Source organism: Jeotgalibacillus salarius, from assembly GCF_004405125.1.
GTDB classification, from domain to species: Bacteria; Bacillota; Bacilli; order Bacillales; family Jeotgalibacillaceae; genus Jeotgalibacillus; species Jeotgalibacillus salarius.
In genome coordinates this window covers 227,548-249,357 of the sequence record NZ_SORX01000001.1, presented here as the reverse complement: position 1 = coordinate 249,357, position 21,810 = coordinate 227,548, and the positions used below count along the sequence as shown (strand labels likewise).

The following is a 21,810-nucleotide window of genomic DNA, read 5'->3' as shown; positions in this document are numbered from 1 at the left end:
TTATATAAAACCGAATTAAATTAAACATACTTAGTTGATTGGAACGGAAGGTGACTCCAGCGTGAGAAGCGGGACAGGTGAGACCCCGCAGACACGGAGTGTAGAGGAGGCTCACCGCCGGCAACGCGGAAAGCATCCGCCTGCAGCACAGATCAACGATTATCAGCTACAAACACCTTCAAAAGAAAAACAGAGCTGTGAAAATTTCTTCTCACAGCTCCATATCAACTTTTATTCAAACTTTCCTTTTTTCACAATTAGTGCATAAGCAAGTGTCAGTGCGAATGGGATGACGATAACGATTCCCATTCCGATTGCGAACAGCCCCCAGAATTCTCTCTGAATTGAGAAGATCCCTGGAATACCGCCTACACCAATTGAGTTGGCAAGAAGGAAGTTAGCGCCAAGCAGAACGCCGGCGGTTGCTGAACCGATCAGTGCGCATATGAATGGGAACTTATAGCGTAGATTTACACCAAACAGGGCAGGCTCTGTAACACCTAGCCATGCTGATATCCCCGATGAACTTGCAAGCCCCTGCAGTTTTTCATCTTTTTCTTTAATGAAGAAAGTGGCTGCAAAGACAGCAAATGCTGCTGAACCTTGTGCAATATTAGACAATGCAAGGATTGGCCATAAGAACGTACCACCCTGATCCGAAATCAGCTGTAAATCTACTGGGAGGAATGTGTGGTGCATCCCTGTGATAACCAGGACTGCATAGAATCCACCATAGATCAGTCCACCTAACCAGCCGAAGTTTTCGAACATCCATACTACTGCATCAGTAATCGCTGTACCTGCTGCAAATGTTAATGGTCCAATAATAATAAATGCTGCAAAGCCTGTTACTAAAATTGATACCGGTGCAACGACGAGTAATTTAATCGAGTCGTGAACACGTCTGTTAAGGAATTTTTCAATAATTGAGTACAAATAAGCTGCAACCAGAACAGGAAGTACCTGACCCTGGTAACCGATTGATTCAACTGTCAGTCCGAAAAGATTCCAAGTCGGAACTGTACCTTCCTGAAGTGCATCCGGATAAGCATAAGCACTTAAAAGTCCGGGGTTAACAAGTACCAGTCCAAGCACAATCCCCATTAAAGGATTGGCACCAAACCTTTTTACCGCGGACCAACCAATTAATGCCGGTAAAAAGGTGAAGGCGGTGTTGGCTATGATATTGATGACTTCTGCTGTATCAGCCCACTGAGGGTATGTAACAATCAGTGGGTCGTCACCAAATATATTTTCTGCTGTCAAAATATTGTTCAAACCAAGCAGTAAACCTGCTGTTACGATGGCCGGAAGAATCGGAATGAAGATATCAGCTAAAAGCTTGATTGCACGCTGCAGCGGGTTCATGTTTTTCGTTGCTGCATTTTTAACGTCATCTTTAGATACTTCCTCAATACCTGTTTCTTCAGCTAAAACTTTGTATACCTTATCGACAAGCCCCTGGCCGATCACGACCTGGAATTGTCCGCTGTTTGCAAATGACCCTTTTACAAGATCAATCGACTCCAGCTTTTTCTTGTCCACTTTACTGTCGTCATTCAGGACAAAACGCAGTCGCGTTACACAGTGTGTGGCTGAGTTAATATTTTCTTTACCGCCAATTGCTTCTACAATCTGGCGTACCTGCTCACGATTCACATCGCTCATCTATAATCCTCCCTTTCGAAACCGTTTTCATTTCCGTGGCACTTTCATTTCATCTATTCCCTTTATTCAGGAAAAAACACTGGAAAAGGGAGGGTAGTGGTGCTTCTGCCCTCGCAGACCCGCTTTCGCGTCACCCACTCACAAAACAGCGCTTTCATTATGCAATTACAATCCTACAACGTGTATATACAAGTTGTCAATAAAGAAGTGTTGTCTAATTGTTGAACTATTTCGGTTGTCGAATTTAATGGATATTTTTAGAATTTTAATGTCAAATAATGTTGTGTTATAAAAGAAAAAGGGGTAATATATACTAAACGAAATAGATCTTTTGTCACGTTTAATTTAAAGGAAATTCGAATTTATGCTATTCATTTATAAAAATAAACTTATACATCATTATTTATAAATCCAGATATCCCTTGTAGTGAGGTACGGAGACTCCTGCACCAGTAAGGACAGACGGGACAGCGCGCAGCGAGAGATGGCTCGTCCGGACGGTTGCGGAAAGCGTAGTCCTCCAGGGAAAGGGATAGCGGTTCCTAAGTAGATTATTTATTAATAACCAGGGAGGGATTGTGATGAGGTGGTTGTTATCTTTGATTGTCAGCGGAATTCAATCCGGGCGTTCTGGATTAATGCCATCTGATCAGCCTCTGGCGAATTTGCTGCATGGCGTGAAAGCAGGATATCTTGCAATGGAGATTGCAGGCAAACTTTCTTATACAAAGCGAAAACAAAATCAGTTATTTTATCAGGCGGTTAAATTAACACCGCATAAACTCAGAGCGCATCAGGATGTAATTCTGGCAGCTGGTGCAAAAATGCTTGAGTGGGATTTGAATGGTGATGATCTGCCTGAGAAAATATCCGGTTTTGAAGCTGACAAGGACGTTGTGAAAGCGATGCTTGAGGTTCATTTTGACCATAAGAATGATCTGTTTCTGAACCGCTTTTATGAAAATGCGCCCTGTCCGAAGGGGAAGGAAGATATCTGGTGGGTGTATCGCGATGTGATTGCGGCTGCCACGCAAAATAAACTGACATTAATTCAGCCTCATGAGGTTGATTTTTTTAAACAGGGCAAGTTGATATGTGAAGGAAGAATTGAGGAGCGTTCTGACATTTCGAAAGCGAGAAATACTGTGAGAAAGTGCTTTGAAGAACGGGGTTTTTCAAAGTCAGCAATTATGAGCTTTTTGCTCGTATTATCAGAAGCAATGACGAATGTGTTCAAGCATGCTGAACACGGGAAAGTGACCATTATTGAAAACGATCAGGGGTCCATTCATTTTATTGTTGAGGATACGGGATCTGGCATTCCATTGGAAAATTTGCCGAAAGCAACGCTATTAACAGGTTATTCTACACAGAAATCGATGGGACAGGGGTTTACGGTTATGCTGAAGATTGCATCTAGTGTTCATCTTCATACTTCAGAGGACGGTTCGGCACTGGTGATTACTTTTGACCAGTCTGATAAAGCTGAAATCCTGTCCGGGGGAACGTTTCATTCCGTTCCTCAGGTGTAGGAGGTGGATGTGATGACTAAATATACGCCGCTGCGGAAGCAATTTTTGTACTGGACCTTTGCCGCTGTGATTATTGTTGGCATCATAGGTGCTGTTATTCACATGCTGCTTGTCAATGAGCAGATCGACAGGCAGACGGAGACCAGCGCAGATGAAATCGAGAAAGAGCTGTTATCCAGATTTGATCAGACCGAAACAGCACTTCTTCTATTAGAAGAGGAACTTGATGAAAAAATGCTTGCCCAGGTAAGGCTGATTGCTTCTGAAATTGGTGAACTGGAAGGCAGTAAAATTACGCGAGACCAGCTTCTTCTATATAAAGAGGAGTTCGGACTGGACGGTGTGACAGTTTTTCAGGAAGCCGGCAATGACGTGACTGGAACGGTAACGACTGAAGCTGGTGATGAAAATTTCAGTCTGAAGGAAGCGGGCTATTATGAAGCGGCGATCGATGTACTGAGAAGTGAAGGATCAACCACGCTGATCAGCTCTGAAACAGTTGCGGGAACCAATATTACGCATGATAAGCAGCATAAGTATGCGTATTACAGACCTGAAAATGCCGATTACTTATTAAATATATATGTGGAAGCTGAAGACATTACAGCTTATCTGGATCAGGCAGGGCCGGAAGCACTGATTAATGAGATGAAAAATCATTTAAGCGTGATGGAAGAAGGCGCGCTGTATGAGTTGACGGAATCCGGCTGGACGCTTGCGGCAGGAACAGACGTCACGATGTCTGAAGATCTGGCTGAACTGATCGGATCAACAAACAGAACAGGCGGCGACAGTTATTACAAACTGTTTTTCCCGGTAAACGATTCCTACGCCGCTTACGTTTCTCTTGACAGGTCTGAAATTTCAGGACCTATCTACCGCAATTCATTGATTGTTATGGCATTGAGGTTACTGCCTCTTATTTTGTTTATCATTTTAATATCAAAGTTTTTCAATAGAATTGCCGATAATATACAAAAGCTGATTAATCAGGTTTCAGGGCTTGAAGGCGGAGACCTGACAGTGAAAAACGATATTGATGATACCGGGGAGCTACGGAAGTTGTCGGTCAGCATGAACAAAATGTCCCATCGACTCAATTCAATGCTAAAAAAAGCCTCAGGCTACACGACGCAGACACAGAGAATGTCAGTCATTTTAGAAAAAGAAACGAAGGAAACGGCGCGCAGACTGTCAGAATTGACGGTGGAATCAGCTTTAATGGCACGCCATGAAAACGAAGAAGTCAGCCATCTGCTAAAAGACGCTGAACGCTTTATCAAACTTTATGCGCCGCCGGAAGAAACTGATAAATATTTAGAAAAAGTCAACCTGATGATGCTTCACGTACACACGAAATCAGTTGCGGCAACAGAGGTGACGATTACGATCAGCGACCTGCTGGATTCACTGCATAGCCAGGCATCTGATCTCGCAGAAACTTCACAGGAAATGATGGAAGTGATCGATACATTTAAAACAGAATAGCATAAGGGCAGGTGAAAGAGATGCAAAGTGTTGTCACGAAGGGTAAAAGCGTTCAGGAAGCGGTGCAGTCAGGGGTTGAGTTGTTGGAGGTCTCCAAGCGGGACGTACATATCGAGGTTCTGCAGACCCCGGCAAAAGGTTTTCTGAAAATAGGTTCAAAGCAGGCTGTCGTCAGGCTGACTCTGCTGAATGATCAGGGAGAACCCGCTGTGAAAAAAGAGGAACGTCCTGAACCTGTTCTTCAGGAAGAAAATGAGGAGATTAATGACTGGTTCAGCCAGGCGGAATCATTTTTTGACAAAGTGGATGTTGAAAAAGTTGAAACGGCAAAAGTGAATGCTTCAGCTGAAAAAAGAAGTCAGCCTTCCGATGACCATCTTTTAGAAAGGCATGGAGCTGTGTGGGTGGAAGACGGCAGGCTGATGATGGAAGCTGGCACGCATAAGCTGCCAGTTGTCACGATTCCGAAAGAAATTAAGCTGTACCGCAACCAGAAGCTGATTGACCAGAAAACGTTTATCCTTTCACCAAATGACTCTTACAGATTGGCAATTGACGATGAAATAAAAGAAACAGAATGGTCGATTACGATCGACTCGAATAAATTAAAGGCCTATTTAAAAGTGGATCCGGGCTATAAAATATCTCGGACAGTCAATGACGCAGAACCTGCTTCGCACCTGACACTCTCATTTAAAGAAGAAAAAGAAACGCAACTTGCACTGACAGAAAAAGATATTAAAGCCGCAATGCAGGAAAAATCGATTTTACAGAATATCGAAAAAATCGAAATGATGAGAGCAATCAGAAACATTGAACCGGAAGAATACACGATTGCACGCGGAGTTGCGCCAACTGAAGGCAAAGATGGCTGGCTTGAATTAAAAGTGGATACACAAATTAAAGAAGGCATCAAAGAGGATAAACAGGGAAAAGTTGATTTTCGCGAAACAAAAGTGTTTCCGAATATTGAAACCGGAGACATTCTGGGAATCCTCCATCCGCCTGTAGAAGGGTCATCCGGCTATTCAGTTTTTAGTGAATCCATCCCGCCAAAACCGGTTTACCCAGTGATTCTGAGGCTGGGAAAAGGAGTCAAACAGATTGGTGATAAAGTTGTAGCCATCGAGTTTGGGCGTCCGCATATAGAGGAGCGCGGTCAGCTTGTAAAAATTTCAATTATGCCGAAGTTGCTTCATAACGGTGATGTCAATCTTGAGTCGGGAAATATTTCGTTTTTCGGTGATGTTGAAATTACAGGTGAAGTACACAATGGAATGAAAATTGAAGCACAGGGGAATGTGATGATCGCAAAAAACATCAGCGGCTCATCGTGTAATGCTACCGGCGCCATCAGTGTGCGGGGCAATGTCATATCCTCAGACCTTTCAGCCGGCCAGAACAACATGGTCACATCCAAACTGTCAATTCTAGTTGGGGTGCTGAAACAGGATATTGACAGGATTATCGCCGTCATCACACAGCTGGTTAATTCACCCGGGTTCAAAACGACTGACTTCGCTAAAGGTGGTTTGCAGCCACTTGTCCGTATCCTAATGGAAAAGAAATTCAGTGATTTTATCCCGCGGGCTAAAAAATATGTACAGCTTGTTAAAGAAGGGCGTGCTCAGCTGGATGATGAACGCTGGGAAGAAACGGCTGAGCAGATTTCAGCATTATTCCTGACGCTGTCAAGCAAGCCAATGTCACTGAATATCTTCACTCATTTATCACAGCAGCTCGATGCACTTCAGGAAGAGCTCGAACTATTTGATGAGACGAAATCAATAGTCAGTGTGCAAAACGTATTAAACAGCAGAATTCACGCAGGTGGCAACCTGCATATCAGCGGTCAAAGCTGTGTCCAGTCAAGAATTCATTCAGGCGGCTTTATGATGATCACAGGAACGCTGCGCGGTGGAGAGGCCTACGCGGAAAAAGGGATGTACATCGAAGAAACCGGTGCAGAGAGCGGCACACCGACTAACCTGACCGTACCGGCGAATGCAACAATTAAAATTGGCACAGCGTTAGAAGGCACAGTGCTCAGAATCGGAAACCGAAAAAAAGTGTTAACCGAAAATCACTACGCTGTGACAGCGTCCATCAATGCAAAAGGGCAAATTGTGCTGGGGCAGGGACGTTAAGAAAGGGTGAATACGATGTTCTCATATGAAATTGAGAAAGAAAGTGATCGGGCAAAGGTCATGTTTGAAGGCGATCTTGATATTGATTGTACAGAAGTGATAGAGGAAGAGCTGATCCCGGCGCTGGTGGATTATAAGAGTGTGGTGATTGAGTTCGGTGAGGTGGAGTTTGTGGATTCATCTGGAATGGGGTTGCTGTTGAATCTGGTGCAGTCTTTGAGGGATGAGGATGTGTCTGTGCATATCAGGCGTGTGCGTGAAGAGGTGATGGAAGTGTTTGATTTGCTGCAGATTCCGGAGATTTTGGGACGGCAGACGTTTGTATAGTGGTATAAATCGTTGATTTCCGCTGCGGATGGGCGCTTTCCGCGCGGCGGTCGCTGAGCCTCCTCGGCTTCGCCTGTGGGGTCTCAGCTGTCCCGCTAATCGCGCAGGAGTCGCCCATCCTCCGCTGCAATCAACTGAGTGGGGATTCCGCAACCTACTCTTACTTGGTTGTTTGAGAGTAAGGGGATAGTGGATGGAAGCGTTGATCTACGTTTCAGGCGGAGGCTTTCCGGACGGCCTGCACTGAGCCTCCTCGGCTTCGCCTGCGGGGTCTCAGTTGACACGCTAATCGTCCCGGAGTCCCCGCCTTCCACTGCGATCAACTGAGTGTGATTTCCCAAACCTACTCCTACTTGGTTGTTTGATAGTTAGAGGGAAGGTAGATGGGCAGCGTTGATCTTCGTTTCGCTGCGAACAACTTGATATTACTTTCTATATATCGATTCGTTTTAATATTGTAAGTGTTTCTAATATTTAAGTCACAATTAAATATCCCGTTTCAGCAAAAGGTTGTGTGATGGTTTTCGAATCCACAATCAATCTATATGCACTGAGTGTAGCGGAGCGTAAGGTGGTGACTCCTGCGGAAAAACGATCGGGAAAGACCCCGCAGGGCAGTGGTTTTCTGCCCGAGGAGGCTTGAGCGTTCGTCCGCGGAAAGCATCCACCTGAAGCGCAGCGAAACGAACAAGTTAAAGAAGCGCAGTAAAACGAACAAACTCATAAATAAAAACTACTCAGAAAGGGGGATGTAACATGGTGGACCCCAGAAACGCCGCGGAACAATGTTTGGAATCAATCACAGACAACATCATCCAATCAATGGCACACCACATCGCAGTCATTGACCTGAAAGGAAAAATCCTGATCGTCAACAGTGCCTGGTCAGACTATACAAGGCTGAACGGTGGTGACCCTGAAGAGACAGGCGTTGGCAGCAATTACTTCAGCGTATCAGACAGGGAAACGGTCAGACAGATCAGTATGGTGCTTGATGGAACGGTGGACAGGGTTGTGATTGAGTATCCATGTCATGCCCCCCGGGAGAAGCGGTGGTTCGCGATGAACGTTACCCCTTTAATGGATGGGAATAAAAAGAACATTATTGGTGCGGTCATTACTCATATGGATGTAACGGATCGTAAACTGCTTGAAATTCGTCAGCAAAAAGATCTCGAAATGGCACGGACGATTCAAAAAAGAGTTGTGATGGATCCGATTGAGCAGAATGAAATCACGATTAAAGGGTTTTATCTGGCATCAGATCAGTTATCGGGTGATTTATATGCATGGTATAAAATTAATGACCATCAGTATGGCGTCATCCTCCTGGATATTATGGGTCATGGGGTCACTGCTGGCATGATCAGTATGGCGATTCGTTCGATGCTTGAAGGAATCATTACTGAAGAAATTGAGCCTGAAAAAGTATATTTGAAATTAAATGAGCAATTCCACAAGTTTTTAAAATCGGGTAAGGGCTATAAGAACTTTTTTTGCACAGGCATTTATATGTTAATTGATATGAATGAAAAAGTAATTTCATATATTAATGCTGGGCATCCGGGTGGCATAGGCTTATCTGGTAAGGAGAGCTTTATTTTGCGGAGCGCTAATCCACCGATTGGATTGTCAAAGGACCCGAATGTAACGGCAGACAGGGTGCAGGTCAGTGAAAATACCAGAGTGCTTTTATATACGGATGGTTTGACTGACTCTATGGGATTGAGAATCAATGAAGGTGAAACATACATTTTGCAGGAAATGAGATTAAACGAGGATGTTCATGAACATTTTGAAAAAATTGTTTCAAATCTAAACAGAAAAGACGATATAGCAATTGTGAGCATTAGTTTTGATTAAAAATTTTGGGGTGATGACCATGGATGAACAAAACTTAATTAAACTGCTTCGGCTGCCGGCAGCGATTGTAGATGAGAGCGGAGCGATTCAGTTAGCCAATCCGTCCTGGGACCAGTTTGAGCCCATGGTCGATCATGCGGGTAAAGAATATAGTGAACTGAATAAGTTGATCAGGGCACCTCATATCAAAAAAGAATGTCAGAAAATCTGGCGCGGAAAAAATGAGGGCTACGAATATTACTTCAGAACCATTACGCGCGATCATTGCCAGCTCAGTGTGACGAAATGCAATGACAAGCATATGCTGTTCCAGATTTTACCGGCAGTTGATTCCGGTGTAGTAGCGGAGAATGCTGTAGACGTGCTTGAGAGCATGAATGATGCATTTTTTTCTCTGGATGAAAAATGGTGCTTTACATATGTGAACCATGAAGCAGAAAAACTGTTAATGAAATCAAGAGAAGAAATGATTGGCAAGAATTTGTGGCTGCTTTTCCCTGAAGCATGGGGAAGCGGTTTTGAAGAGCACTATTTTAAAACGATGCACGATCAGATTCCAACTCAATTTGAAGAATTTTACGAACCTATTCAAAGCTGGTTCGATGTGCACGCCTATCCAAACAGGCAGGGTGGTCTTTCTGTTTATTTCCGTAACATTAATAAGCAGAAGGATATGGAGAAATCTCTTTGGCAGTCAGCTAACTCTGACCATTTAACAGGTCTTCCGAACAGAAGATATTCATATGAATTAATGAAAGATTATATAGAAAAAAATCATCCGTTTACGATTTATTTTCTCGATCTGGATCAATTTAAAATCATCAATGACCTTTATGGACATGATGTGGGTGATAAACTGATTCAGAAAATCGGCAGGCGGCTGGAGAAAAATCTGCCGAATGATATCACGATTTCGCGGCTTGGTGGAGATGAGTATCTGATTTTAGTTCCCAAGCTTCTGAATGAGAGTGATGTAAATGATTTTGGTAACCGGGTAATCGGTATGTTCGGTCAAGCGTTTGTGCTGCAGGATCGACCTGAGATTCATATCGAGCCAAGCGTTGGAGTCAGCCAGTATCCGAAAGACGGTAACCTTGTGGATACACTCATTGATAAAGCGGATATTGCAATGTATGAAGCGAAGAAAAAGCAGTCAGCTAAAGCGGTTATGTACGACCCTGTTATGCATGAAAGTGTATCAAGAGATATGATCATCCAGCAGGAGCTGAAAAAAGTTATTGAACGCGGAGAACTGCAATTTGTGTATCAGCCTCAGATAGATGCAACGAAAAACTGGATTACCGGCGTTGAAGTCCTGACACGCTGGACGCACCCCGTACTCGGTCCTGTTTCACCAGCTGAGTTTATTCCAATTGCAGAAACTTCAGGCATGATGGAAAAGCTGACGCGTCATCAGCTGGACTGGTGCCTTAAAAAGTTTACCGAATGGCGTAAAAGATTCAGCTTTACCGGTGTGATCGCATTTAACATTTCATCCGGTCTGTTTCGTAACAAGAATTTCATTGCATACCTGGAACAGGTCATACGTGATCATCACATTCCATTTAACCAGATTGAACTCGAGATTACTGAAAATATTCAGCTGTTTTCTCACAGGGAAAGTGTTCAGACACTTGAAAGACTGCGCGAGCTCGGTATCAGAGTGGCGATTGATGATTTTGGAACGGGGTATTCGACACTTTCGTATTTAAATCAGTTTCCGGTCGATAAAATTAAAGTCGATAAGCACTTTACCGATCAGATTCACCATGATGCAAAAGGAGAAGCAATCCTGGTTTCAATTATTAAACTCGCGAACAGCCTGGACCTTGATGTACTGGCAGAAGGCGTTGAGACACTGTCTCAGAGCGAATATCTGCAGAGAAACGGCTGTGATTATATGCAGGGATATTATTATTTTAAACCGATGACGCTTGAAGAGTGCGAGCAGTTTTATTATGAGAAGGTTTTGAAGCAGAGAGTGCCTGAGTAGGCGCTCTTTTTTTGGTTGTGGCGTAGAAGCGGGTCTGTCCCGGGTCTACGTGTCCGGACGGTGGAGAAGGTAGACCCGGGACAGACCCGGGTCTACCTTTTAAGCCTTCCAAATAACCGATTTTGGAATCCCTAAAATTCGGGATAGTTGTGTGGCATTAAGGCAATTAATTTGTTTAAGGTTTCTGATAATCATGTTTCGTTGTTTGCATGGGAGTTTTTTTATTTGTGGAATGCTAATGTGTGAGATGTGCTGCTGGATGAGGTTTACAGCCTGGGTGTCAGGGAGTTCTTTTAGTTTTGAGGGGTTCTTCCAGGGTAGTTCATAAACGGATTCGGTGTACTGGATGAAGTGTTGTATAGATTTTTCGGGATGAGTACTGAATAACTTCAGAATACTTGCGATGTTTGTTAATGCTGAAAAATTAGTAGGCATATCATAGTATTTCTGGCAACTGCTCCATTTGTATTCTGAAGGTGTTGAAACGATGGAGCTTCTTACCGGATTTTGATGTGTATAGCGGATTACGGTGCGGAGATAGGAAATCGTTTCGATCGGTGTACTGTAAAAACGTCCATCATAAATTGTGCCACTTCCATCATACTTTTTATTCATATAAATCGTGTAACTGGCATTTAATCGCTGCATTATTTTTGAAACAGAGACTTCCTTTTCTTTTATAACGAGATGAATATGATTGCCCATGAGGCACCAGGCATATAAACTAAACCCTGTTTCTGACTTAAGCCGTAACATTCGGTTCAACAAAAACATCCGATCTGCATCATCATAAAACATCAGCTGTCTGTTCACACCTCTGATCGTGACATGGTAAATACCTGATTTACTAACTTTTCTGGGGGTCCTTGGCATAGCATTGCTCCTTTCATTTTTATATATTGTAGACCTGGGACAGGCCCGTGTCTACTTGGACAGGCCCGTGTCTACTTTCTTCACCACTGGGGCAGGTAGAAGCGGGACAGACCCGGGTCTACGCAAAAACTATTTCTCAAATTAGATGCACTTACCCGACAAGTAAGATAAAATAGAACATGACAAGTGTCATATATAAGGATCCATTTTGATGGAAATGTAAAAATAGATAGGATGATTCAATGAGAACGGCTGTGGTTACAGATAGTACGGCTTATTTGCCGAAGGAGTTGCGCGAGTTGTACGATATTCACATGGTGCCGCTTTGTGTCATCATGAATGGTGAGACATATGAGGAAGAAGTAGATCTCTCTACTGATGCATTTTACGATGAGGTCCGTAATGGCGGTGATTTGCCGAAGACATCGCAGCCAGCGGTTGGTACGTTCGCTTCTTTATTTGAAGAGCTTGGCGAAGATCATGATGAAGTTGTTACGATTCATTTATCGAGCGGGATCAGCGGTACATATTCGGGTGCGGTGCAGGCTGGTGAGATGGTTGATAATGTAAAAGTTTTTCCGTTTGATTCAGAAATTTCGTGCATGGTGCAGGGCATGTTTGTGATTGAAGCGGCAGTGATGGCGAAGGATGGTGCAACTGCTGAAGAAATCCTTGCACGTCTAAATGATTTGAAAGAAACAACTCGCGCATACTTTATGGTTGATAATTTAGGTCATCTGCAGCGTGGCGGCCGTCTTTCAAATGCACAGGCGATTATTGGCAGTATGCTTCAGGTAAAGCCATTGCTGCATTTTGTGGATACGAAGATTGAGGCTTTTGAAAAGATTCGTACGCGTAAAAAGGCGATGAAGCGCATTGTGGATATGTTAAAAGAAGATGCGGAGAAATACGATGAAGTTCAGGCTGTGATTATCCATGCCAATCGCGAGGAAGATGCGGTTCAGTGGAAGAATGAGATCAGCAGTGAACTCCCGAATGTTTCATTCCGGATCAGCCATTTCGGACCCGTAATCGGCACGCACCTTGGTGAAGGCTCGATGGGGCTTGGGTGGATGAAGAAGTAGATTGAGCACAAAAGCTTGTCCGTTTACCTGCGCTTCAGGCGGATGCTTTCCGGACGGCGGTCGCTAAGCCTACTCGGCTTTGCCTGCGGGGTCTCAGCTATCCCGCTTATCGTCCCGGAGTCCCCGCCATACGCTACGGACAACTGGGCGCAAGTACATAAATATCCTTCCATCTAGTCTATATTTCAATTGCATATAGACTTCCTTTTTATTTTAAGCAACAAACCAATACGATCTTAGTCATTGTTGTTTTAAAATTATAATCCTCACAGTTAATTCGTATTCAAATAAGAAGGCCACTCTTAGAAAACCTAAACCCTCTTCCATTAATTGTTTGCCGTAAACAATGTAGACTCTCATTTCACAAAAGATTTAACTACCTTTTCTTCATTCACTCTGTTAATTATCTCTTCTATTTCAATGGATTTTATGTTTGTGGATTATCGTCATTGCTACTTTTCGATACCGCAACACTAGCTGACTCTTGTAGTGGAGGGCGAAGACTCCCGCCCCGAAAAGGGACAGGTGAGACCCCACAGAGCGAAGCTCGAGGAGGCTCACCGCCCGGGGGCAGGAAAGCGCAGCCCTCCACGGAAAGGGGCAGCGTTTTATATAGATAAATAATTTCATAAAAGGAGACCCCAAATGACTACTCCCCAACAATTCCTCTCTGGAAGACAGTTTTTACTCTCTGAAGTCCTTAATGTATTTGCATTAAAACAATTCGAAAATCAGGTTGAATGTATCCCTGCGGTTGAAAAAAATCATTGTAATCGCTGTGGCAATCGCAAGCGGTATTTGTTTGCGTGGCATGATTGCGGTAGGTGCGGAAAGCATTGTACTTATTGCCGCAATTGTATTCAGATGGGTAAGGCGTCTGAGTGTGGGCAGGTGGTGCTGTGGAAGGGGCCGGCGTTTAATCAATCACCGCCTGCTGATCCGGTGCTGCAGTGGGAAGGCAGTTTGTCTGAGCCGCAGCAGAAAGCTTCTGATTGTCTGGTTGAATCTTTGGCTTCAAAAAAATCCACGCTTGTTCATGCGGTTTGCGGAGCGGGTAAGACGGAAATTTTGTTTAAGGCAGTTGAAGTGGCGCTTTTAAAAGGACTGCGTGTTTGTATTGCAACGCCAAGGCGGGATGTGGTGCAGGAACTGGCTCCCCGTTTTAAAAAAGCGTTCCCGACAACAATAATTGAATCGCTTTATGGCGGCAGTGAAGACAGGCTTCCATTTGCTCACCTGACGATTGCGACGACGCACCAGCTGATCAGATTCAAAGAGGCATTTGATGTGATGGTCATTGATGAGGTCGATGCATTTCCGTTTTCGGCTGATGCTGCGCTTCAACGATCTTCACATAACGCCCGCAAGAAAAACTCCACACTCATTTACCTCAGTGCAACGCCCTCCCGTAAAATCAAAACAGAACAGACGTTTAAAATTCCCGCAAGATTTCACAGGTTTCCGTTGCCCGTTCCTGAAACGAAATGGCTTGGGAATTGGCGCAAAGGTCTCTTAAAAAACAAGATAGATCCTGCGGTTTTAAAATGGCTTGCTGCTCATCCGAAAGCGTTAATTTTTATGCCGGATATTGAATCAATGGAAGCATATTCGAAAATTTTGGATCTGCCTTCTGTCCATTCAGCGGATCCTGACCGTAGTGAAAAGGTGATGCAATTCAGAGAAGGTAAATTCAACGTTTTACTGACGACCACCATTTTAGAAAGAGGGGTGACGTTTTCGGGTGTTGAAGTAGCTATAGTTGGTGCGGATGATTCCGTTTTTACAGAAGGAGCGCTCGTTCAGATTGCGGGGAGAGTCGGGCGGGATCCGAAAAAACATGATGGCAATGTTACCTTTTTTCACAACGGGCTGACCGATGCAATTGTGAGAGCTCAGCGGCATATTGTGCTAATGAACAAGGAAGCGGGAAAGCTTGGATATATCAGGGGTGTGCTGTCATGAGATGCTTGTACTGTCATGCGGTGATTCATGAAGAAATGAGCTGGAGTGATCTGCTTTTTAAACGAATAGAAGATCCATTTTGTGGTATATGTAAGAGTGGTCTTCTTGAAATTAAAAAAGAAAATAGCTGCAGTGTCTGTTCGGGAAAGATGGAGGGATCAGGCACGTGTGGAGATTGCCTGATATGGAATGAGCATCAAATGTATCACGATGTTTTACATTCAAATCGATCGTTATACGAATATAACCAATTGCTGAAGGAAATGATCAAGCGTTTTAAATATAACGGTGACTATGCGGTTGCAGGGTGCTTCCGAAAGAAAATAATAGAAGAGGTTAAAAAACTTCCCCGTCAAACATTGCTCGTGCCTGTGCCGGTGAGTGAAGAGCGGTTACAAACGAGAGGATTTAATCAGACAGAGGCGCTATTAGTGATGGCAGGCTTAAAATTTGAATGCTTACTGACAAGAAAAAATGAAGAGGTCTCCCAGGCTAAGAAATTAAAACATGACAGGCATAGCGGGGAAAATCCATTTAAAGCAATTCAACAATTAAACGGTGAAAATATTTTATTGATGGATGATCTTTATACGACCGGTACGACAATCAGACGGGCAGCTCACATTTTAAAAGAAGCGGGAGCTGGTGAAGTCAGGTCGTTGACTATAGGTAGATAGTGCTTTTGACCAATTTAGACGCATAAAGGCCTATATATTATCTTTCATTTATCTCAGTTTCGTTTTATACTATAGAAAACGACTGAGGAGGACATGGCAAATGGCTGAATTACGAAATTGTCCTAAATGCGATGCGATATTTAACTTTAACGGATTACGGGACGTGTGCCCGAAGTGTCATAAAGAAGAAGAGGAATTATTTGAAGAGGTATACCGCTTTTTAAGAAAAAGAGAAAATAGAGCGGCGTCAATCGAAAGAATCACTGAAGTAACCGGCGCATCAGCGGGACTGCTCCACAAGTGGGTTCGCAAGCGCAGACTGCACCCGGCACAGTTCCCTGGTTTAGGTTATCCGTGTGACAACTGTGGCTCGCTTATAGTACAGGGAAAGATTTGCCGTAGCTGCACAGAAAATATCCAAAGTGACTTGAAACAGCATGAATCCAACATGGAATTCCGCAAAGCAGTTTCAGATCAAAACAAGAAAACCTATCTCTCATCCAGAGACAGATAACATACAGACGCATGGGACTTTTATTCTAAATTTCCCTTGCGTCTTTAATTTTTGTTCGGACTGCCGATATAATGGGTAATACAATAATATCGCATGAAGAAAGCAGGTGAGAGCTTTGAAAATTAATCCTATTCAACAAAATCCCATCAATCCTTATAAACGGCAGGAAGCGAAAGTGGAACAGACAGAACTTCAAAAGCAGAAAACCGCTGATAAGGTAGAGATTTCATCAGAAGCAAAGGAAATGCAGAGCTTGAATAAGCTGCAGGAAGGCCGACAGGAGAGAATTGATCAGCTGAAAGCAGCGGTAGAAAACGGAACGTATAAACCGGACGCTACTCAAACAGCCGATAATCTGTTGAAATTCTATCGTCAATCCTGATAAAAAATTGCTCATTTGATGGGCAATTTTTTGTGTATAAATGGGAGGTGCAAGACAAGTGCAAATTAAAATGGATCCGTCAGTCAGCAGTCAGCCAAACAGTCAAAAGGAAGTTTCTCTGAAGCAGGGAGATTTATTTTCAGCCACTGTCAAAAGTAAAAATGGCAGCGAGGCAACGCTCCAGGTCAGAGGGCAGGAAGTCAAGGTGAAAACGGATGGAACGCTTCCTGCTTCTGGACGAGTCCAGCTTGAGGTTTCAGGTACGAAAGATGGTCTTCCTGTTGTCAGGCAAGCTCAGCAAAACAACTCTGCTCAGGCACCTGACTATGTGAAAATGAATAATGGTAAGCCTGTGTCACCGGAGTTAAAAACCGCTTTACAGCATTTATCAGATAAAGGTGTAAAAGTGGATCCAGCCTTAGTGAAGGAATTGAATCAATTTTTAACTAAAACAGATGGTTCTCCCAATCAGAAAATGGAAACCATTCAGGCGGCTGTATCAAAAAACCTTGAATTGACTGCAAATAAACTGACGGCCATACATTCCGCATTGCACGGACCTCCGATTAGTAAGGCAGTTACAGATCTTTTGAAATCTGCAGGGGTAGATGTTTCTTCCGGTCAAAAGCATTCGGCAAGTCAGATTCACCAGGCGTCAAAAAACCAGCTTATGCAGGCATTAAATATGCTCGCGAAAGATGCTCCTGCTGAAGTAAAAGAAATGATCAAACAGCTTGAGTCAACAGGTGATGTGAAATCAGTTGCTTCAGAGGTTCAAAGAGTTCTTAGTTCATTGCTGAAAGAGAATCCTGAGGCATCTAAACTGATTCAAAATGCAATGAAGCTTGATTCACTTGTTCAGCCGTTTGTACAGTCACGGACGATTGATCAGTCAAAAGCATTGCTCGTGCAGGAGGTTAAATCTTCCATTCAGAAGATGCCGGACATTTCAAAAGTGATGGATCAGTTTTCAGCTCTGGCTAACAATTCTGCGTTGAATGATGAGATCAGACAGGCACTTCAGCAAGCTGCAGTGAAAGCAGATCAGTTTGTGCAAAACGGACAGGAACTGCAGGCGCGTCAGGCAATGATGCAGGGAATCTACCAGGCTACAGCTGCTTATCCGTTAAAAGCTGCTTCAGAGCAGTATTTACTTTCAGAAGAACTGACTTCACAAATTCCGATGCAGTCAAGAGACGTGATTGTGACGCGGATCAGCGAAAAAATGTCGCAGGCAGCCATCGATTTTAAAGGCATTCAGAAAGATATGACAAGAAATCTGAGTCAGATCGAATCTGCCACAAATCGCCAACAGTCGGTTCAGCAGGCAAAGCCTTTACTTGAATCGACAATCAGAATGCTGGATAAAGCCATTTTAAAAGGTGATTTCATGCTCTATACGAATATGGAGACAGAGAAAAACCTATTGAAAGCAAGCGGTCAGCTGGCTGAAGCTTCAAAACTTTTGGCAAAAGGTGAGGTCGCGCAGGCAGCCCGTATTACTTCTGAAGTAAAAGCGATGATGGAGAAAATAGAATTTAAACCGTCTGATGTCAAAGTGCAGCACTTTGTTTCAAAGGAAGTGATGCAGCTTGAACAGCCTTCAATCCAGAAAACAACAGCGCAAAACCTGCAGCACTCTATGCAGCTTTTACGTAATGAACCTTCAGCGCGTCACGCGTTCGAACACGTGCGGGCGATGGGCATGACGTTTGAAAATGATCAGGCACATTCATTGCTGAATAAAAGTCAGGAGCAGGCTGCGTCTTTAAAAGCGATGCTCATGAAAATGTCAGCTGGCGAAGGAAAATCTGATCAGACACTTTCCCAGCTGACGGGTCAACAATTACTGAGCAAAACGGATTCTGGCGGATTGCAAAGCATGGTCATGACGCTTCCGTTTATTCTTCAGGAGAAGGTTGAAAACTTTAAAGTATATATGCAGTCTAAAAATGGCAGTCAAAAAGTAGACTGGGAAAACTGTAATCTGTATTTTCTTTTTGATACGAAAAAGATGGGTGAAATCGGCGTCTCGTTGAATGTTTCAGAACGAAATCTTTCTATTAAAATGAAGAATGACCAGCCTGATTTTGAAAATAAAATGGAACCAATTACCTCACTTGCGAAAGACCGACTCGAACAGATTGGTTACAGTGTTCAGCAGCTACAGTTTGACAGACTGAATGTTGAGGAGCAGGCTGCGTCTGCTGATGAGCCGAAACAGGCTGTGCCTATCATGACGGAGAAAGGGTATGATTTTTCGATATGAGACCGAATTATTTTAACCCTGGTGCCAGAAGGAAACTGAATGGGCCAACTGCCACTGTGATCCGCTATGATGACAAAGATGATTCACCTCACGTAGTGGCGCAGGGGAGCGGTGCGCTTGCTGAAAAGATTCTGGAACTCGCCAAGCAGCATAATGTTCATCTTGAAGAAGATAACAGTCTACTCGCTGATCTGTTGGATATTGATCTCGGAGATACGATTCCGCCGCAGCTTTATGCGGTGATTGCAGAGATTTTGCTTCTGATTGAGGAGATGGAGAAGACGTATTAGGTTGTGTGCAATTAATAACGCTGATGATTTCCGCTCCGGATGAGACGCTTTTCGCAGGGCGGGCGCCAAGCCTCCTCGACACTTCGTGTCTGCGGGGTCTCGCCTAACCCGCTTCTCCTGCTGGAGTCGCCCATCCTACGCTCCAATCATCAGCTGAGTGTTTTCTTAAGTAATTGGGGTCAGATCCTGCACTTCGCTTATGCCTGAAGGTGTTTCTATACACTTTCGGGCATTTTTTATATATAAATGAGGATTTACCTATTAATCATTTTCTATTTTCCCCGATAAAGATAGTAGCAGGAGGGGAAAAAATGGACTTTTTATCAAAAGAACTGTTATATCAGAAATCACCTCAGGAGCTGACTTCTTTATTGTACGAAGCAGCGATTACGAAACTAGAAAAAGCAATTCAGGAGACAAAGGAAGAAAATTATATAGAAGCAAATCAATCTTACCAGCGTGTGAACGACATTTTTCACCGCCTTGGTGCCGGATTGAATTATGACAGTGGGATTATCGCGGATCAGTTGGATGTGGTGTATAACTTTATGGCAGATGAAATTCTGATGGCGAATTTGAAAAAAGATGTTTCGCGTGCTGAGGAAGTACTCTCGATGTTAAAAGACATCAGCAGCTCGTGGAGTCAAGCAATGAAGAATCACCCAGTTAAACGACCTTCAAAAGCAAACGCGTATGAACAGCACATCAAAGTAGAAAATAGTGAAGTCAATTCAAACAAAATGGAAGCGGGGAAATAGACAATGAGAATTAACCATAATATTCAGGCGCTAAATGCCTACCGTAACTTAAATCAGACAATGAATGATACATCGAAGAGTCTTGAAAAACTTTCTTCAGGTTTACGTATCAACCGTGCTGCCGATGACGCAGCTGGCCTTGCGATTTCAGAAAAAATGCGATCACAAATCCGCGGACTTGATATGGCTGAACGTAATGCGCTGGATGGAATTTCACTCATACAGACAGCTGAAGGAGCATTGGCTTCTACACACGACATTTTACAACGGATGAGAGAGCTTTCAGTTCAGGCTTCAAATGGAACACTTGAAGATTCGGACAGAGAAGCAGTGCAGGAGGAAGTTGATGCACTGATCAGTGAAATTGATAGAATTGCAGAAAATACACAATTTAATAGTAAAGAATTATTGAATGGAGAATCTGGTGCTACTGGAACTAGCTTAAGTTTAATGCTGCAAATTGGAGCTAACGAAGACGAAGATATTAATTTTGATATTAGTTTGATGAATTCAGAAGCATTGGGAATAGAAGGTCTGTCAGTCTCTAATGAAGATGACGCAAAAGATGCAATTACCGCTATTTCTGATGCAATAAACACTGTCTCCAAAGAACGAAGTAACCTAGGAGCCTTCCAAAATCGCCTCGAGCACACAGTTACTAACCTTCAGTCAGCAAATGAAAACCTGACTGCGGCTGAATCTAGAATCCGTGACCTTGACATGGCTAAAGAAATGTCACAGTTCACTAGAAACAATATCCTGAACCAGGCAGGTCAGGCAATGTTAGCACAGGCAAACCAACTGCCTCAGGGCATTCTGCAGCTGCTTCAATAATGTTACAATCAATGGAGGAGTAGATTATCTGCTCCTCCATTTAATATATTTTGAACTATTAACTATTCACAACCCAAGTTTCCCGGAGCGTAAGTCGGCGACTCAAGCAGGAGAAGACTCATGGCCGTTTCAGCGTAAAGCGACCGCCTGAAGCACAGGGAAACGATTCCAATAATAATCAACCTTATGGAGGGAATCTGTATGGACGTACAACGCGTAGGCAGAGCAACTGAAACAAATAAATCTCAGAAGAAAGAACAGATCGCAAAAGAATCTGTTTCTTTTCAGGACGTCATGTCAAAAAAACGTTCAACTACATTAATTGATAAACTCACAGCAATGAGCGCAGAAATCGAGGATCAAGGTAAGAAGCTTGGAGATTCCCGAACAGTGGAAGACCTGCGGAAATACAAAGGTCTTGTAAAGAAATTCATGGAAGAAGCTATAAACAATGGCCTTCAGCTCGAAGACCAGCGAGGATTCAACCGCAGAGGCCGTACGAAAGTATACAAAATCGTAAAAGAAATCGATTCGAAACTGATTGACCTCACAAACCAGGTGCTCGATAAAGAAAAGAAAGGCCTCGATATCTTGGGTACAATTGGGGAGATTCAGGGTCTCATCATAAATGTGTACTCTTAAGTCTTTATAAATGTACAAACCATCCGATATATAATATGACGATTATTGAAGCAGAGGGTCTGACCCTTTTCTTCACAAAAATTGGGGGATTCAAATGCCCGAGCAATCAATTGAAACAATACTAAACCAGCAAATCACTTTGCATAAAAGCCTTCTCGAACTGGCAAAGCGCAAAACGGCTGTAATTAAAGAAAATAACCTTGAACAGCTGAATCAGCTGATTAAAGATGAGCAGAAGCATATTCAGGGAATTAATGCTTTAGAAATCAAACGACAGCAGGTTACGGCTGATGAAGATATCCAGTCAGTAAAAAAAGAGCTGCTGCAGGTCATACTAGAGCTGAAAGCAGTGAATGAACTGAATCAGGATTTGTTAACGCAATCCATGCAGTTCGTATCACTCAACCTCGACCTGCTGATGCCACAGTCTGATTCAATGAATTATTCAAAAGAAGATAGTGAAGACGATCAGCCTGTCAGATCAATGTTTGATTCACAGGCGTAAA

General features: G+C 43.4%; 19 protein-coding genes. 17 read left to right on the top strand and 2 right to left on the bottom strand.

From position 1 onward, the window contains the following. Positions 1-231: 231 nt before the first annotated feature. Positions 232-1,668, bottom strand: coding sequence for a PTS system trehalose-specific EIIBC component (gene treP / locus E2626_RS01160; protein ID WP_134378783.1), 1,437 nt, complete (start codon positions 1,666-1,668; stop codon positions 232-234). A gap of 581 nt (positions 1,669-2,249) precedes the next feature. Here treP and E2626_RS01155 point away from each other — a divergent pair. The 6 genes from E2626_RS01155 (at position 2,250) to E2626_RS01130 (ending at position 11,018) form a co-directional block, all read left to right on the top strand. Continuing rightward, positions 2,250-3,200: an ATP-binding protein gene (locus tag E2626_RS01155; RefSeq protein ID WP_134378781.1), complete on the top strand. Its 951-nt coding sequence runs from the start codon at positions 2,250-2,252 to the stop codon at positions 3,198-3,200. 12 nt (positions 3,201-3,212) lie between these two features. Next, complete coding sequence (locus tag E2626_RS01150) at positions 3,213-4,688, top strand: methyl-accepting chemotaxis protein (protein WP_134378779.1); 1,476 nt, start codon at positions 3,213-3,215, stop codon at positions 4,686-4,688. 20 nt (positions 4,689-4,708) lie between these two features. Further along, positions 4,709-6,835 (top strand): FapA family protein, encoded by a 2,127-nt coding sequence (locus E2626_RS01145; RefSeq protein WP_134378777.1) that lies wholly within the window; start codon positions 4,709-4,711, stop codon positions 6,833-6,835. Positions 6,836-6,850: 15 nt separating this feature from the next. Beyond that, the gene (locus E2626_RS01140; protein WP_134378775.1) at positions 6,851-7,162 is read left to right on the top strand and encodes an STAS domain-containing protein; all 312 of its coding nucleotides are present in this window, start codon (positions 6,851-6,853) and stop codon (positions 7,160-7,162) included. Between the two features lie 756 nt (positions 7,163-7,918). Then, positions 7,919-9,025: a PP2C family protein-serine/threonine phosphatase gene (locus E2626_RS01135; protein ID WP_134378773.1), complete on the top strand. Its 1,107-nt coding sequence runs from the start codon at positions 7,919-7,921 to the stop codon at positions 9,023-9,025. A gap of 19 nt (positions 9,026-9,044) precedes the next feature. Then, on the top strand, positions 9,045-11,018 hold the full coding sequence (locus E2626_RS01130) for a sensor domain-containing protein (protein ID WP_166786683.1): 1,974 nt from the start codon (positions 9,045-9,047) through the stop codon (positions 11,016-11,018). 99 nt (positions 11,019-11,117) lie between these two features. On the opposite strand, the gene E2626_RS01125 is transcribed toward E2626_RS01130, so the two are convergent. Continuing rightward, positions 11,118-11,891, bottom strand: a complete 774-nt coding sequence (locus E2626_RS01125; RefSeq protein ID WP_134378769.1) for a transposase — start codon at positions 11,889-11,891, stop codon at positions 11,118-11,120. Between the two features lie 242 nt (positions 11,892-12,133). Between E2626_RS01125 and E2626_RS01120 the strand changes: the two genes are divergently transcribed. The 11 genes from E2626_RS01120 to E2626_RS01070 all read left to right on the top strand — a co-directional run bounded on the left by E2626_RS01120 (position 12,134) and on the right by E2626_RS01070 (position 21,809). Then, on the top strand, positions 12,134-12,976 hold the full coding sequence (locus E2626_RS01120) for a DegV family protein (RefSeq protein ID WP_134378767.1): 843 nt from the start codon (positions 12,134-12,136) through the stop codon (positions 12,974-12,976). Positions 12,977-13,870: 894 nt separating this feature from the next. After that, positions 13,871-14,938: an ATP-dependent helicase ComFA gene (locus E2626_RS01115; RefSeq protein ID WP_244094216.1), complete on the top strand. Its 1,068-nt coding sequence runs from the start codon at positions 13,871-13,873 to the stop codon at positions 14,936-14,938. Beyond that, positions 14,935-15,615, top strand: a complete 681-nt coding sequence (locus tag E2626_RS01110; protein WP_134378763.1) for a ComF family protein — start codon at positions 14,935-14,937, stop codon at positions 15,613-15,615. Before E2626_RS01115 ends, E2626_RS01110 begins: the two co-directional genes overlap by 4 nt. 100 nt (positions 15,616-15,715) lie before the next feature. After that, positions 15,716-16,129 carry a TIGR03826 family flagellar region protein gene (locus E2626_RS01105; protein WP_134378761.1) on the top strand — a complete coding sequence of 138 codons (414 nt, stop codon included), beginning with the start codon at positions 15,716-15,718 and terminating at the stop codon, positions 16,127-16,129. Between the two features lie 115 nt (positions 16,130-16,244). Further along, positions 16,245-16,511, top strand: a complete 267-nt coding sequence (gene flgM / locus E2626_RS01100; RefSeq protein ID WP_166786681.1) for a flagellar biosynthesis anti-sigma factor FlgM — start codon at positions 16,245-16,247, stop codon at positions 16,509-16,511. 58 nt (positions 16,512-16,569) lie between these two features. After that, complete coding sequence (locus E2626_RS01095) at positions 16,570-18,780, top strand: hypothetical protein (RefSeq protein ID WP_134378757.1); 2,211 nt, start codon at positions 16,570-16,572, stop codon at positions 18,778-18,780. Further along, on the top strand, positions 18,777-19,070 hold the full coding sequence (locus E2626_RS01090) for an EscU/YscU/HrcU family type III secretion system export apparatus switch protein (RefSeq protein ID WP_134378755.1): 294 nt from the start codon (positions 18,777-18,779) through the stop codon (positions 19,068-19,070). The genes E2626_RS01095 and E2626_RS01090 overlap by 4 nt, the downstream gene beginning before the upstream one ends. A gap of 311 nt (positions 19,071-19,381) precedes the next feature. Then, on the top strand, positions 19,382-19,828 hold the full coding sequence (gene fliS, locus E2626_RS01085) for a flagellar export chaperone FliS (RefSeq protein WP_134378753.1): 447 nt from the start codon (positions 19,382-19,384) through the stop codon (positions 19,826-19,828). Between the two features lie 3 nt (positions 19,829-19,831). Then, entirely contained in the window at positions 19,832-20,662 is an 831-nt protein-coding gene (locus E2626_RS01080; RefSeq protein ID WP_134378751.1) for a flagellin N-terminal helical domain-containing protein, read from the top strand. A 201-nt stretch (positions 20,663-20,863) separates the two neighbouring features. Further along, on the top strand, positions 20,864-21,304 hold the full coding sequence (locus E2626_RS01075) for a YaaR family protein (RefSeq protein ID WP_134378749.1): 441 nt from the start codon (positions 20,864-20,866) through the stop codon (positions 21,302-21,304). Between the two features lie 94 nt (positions 21,305-21,398). Then, a complete protein-coding gene (locus tag E2626_RS01070) occupies positions 21,399-21,809 on the top strand; it encodes a flagellar protein FlgN (RefSeq protein WP_134378747.1) in 411 nt (136 codons plus the stop codon). Position 21,810 lies beyond the last annotated feature (1 nt).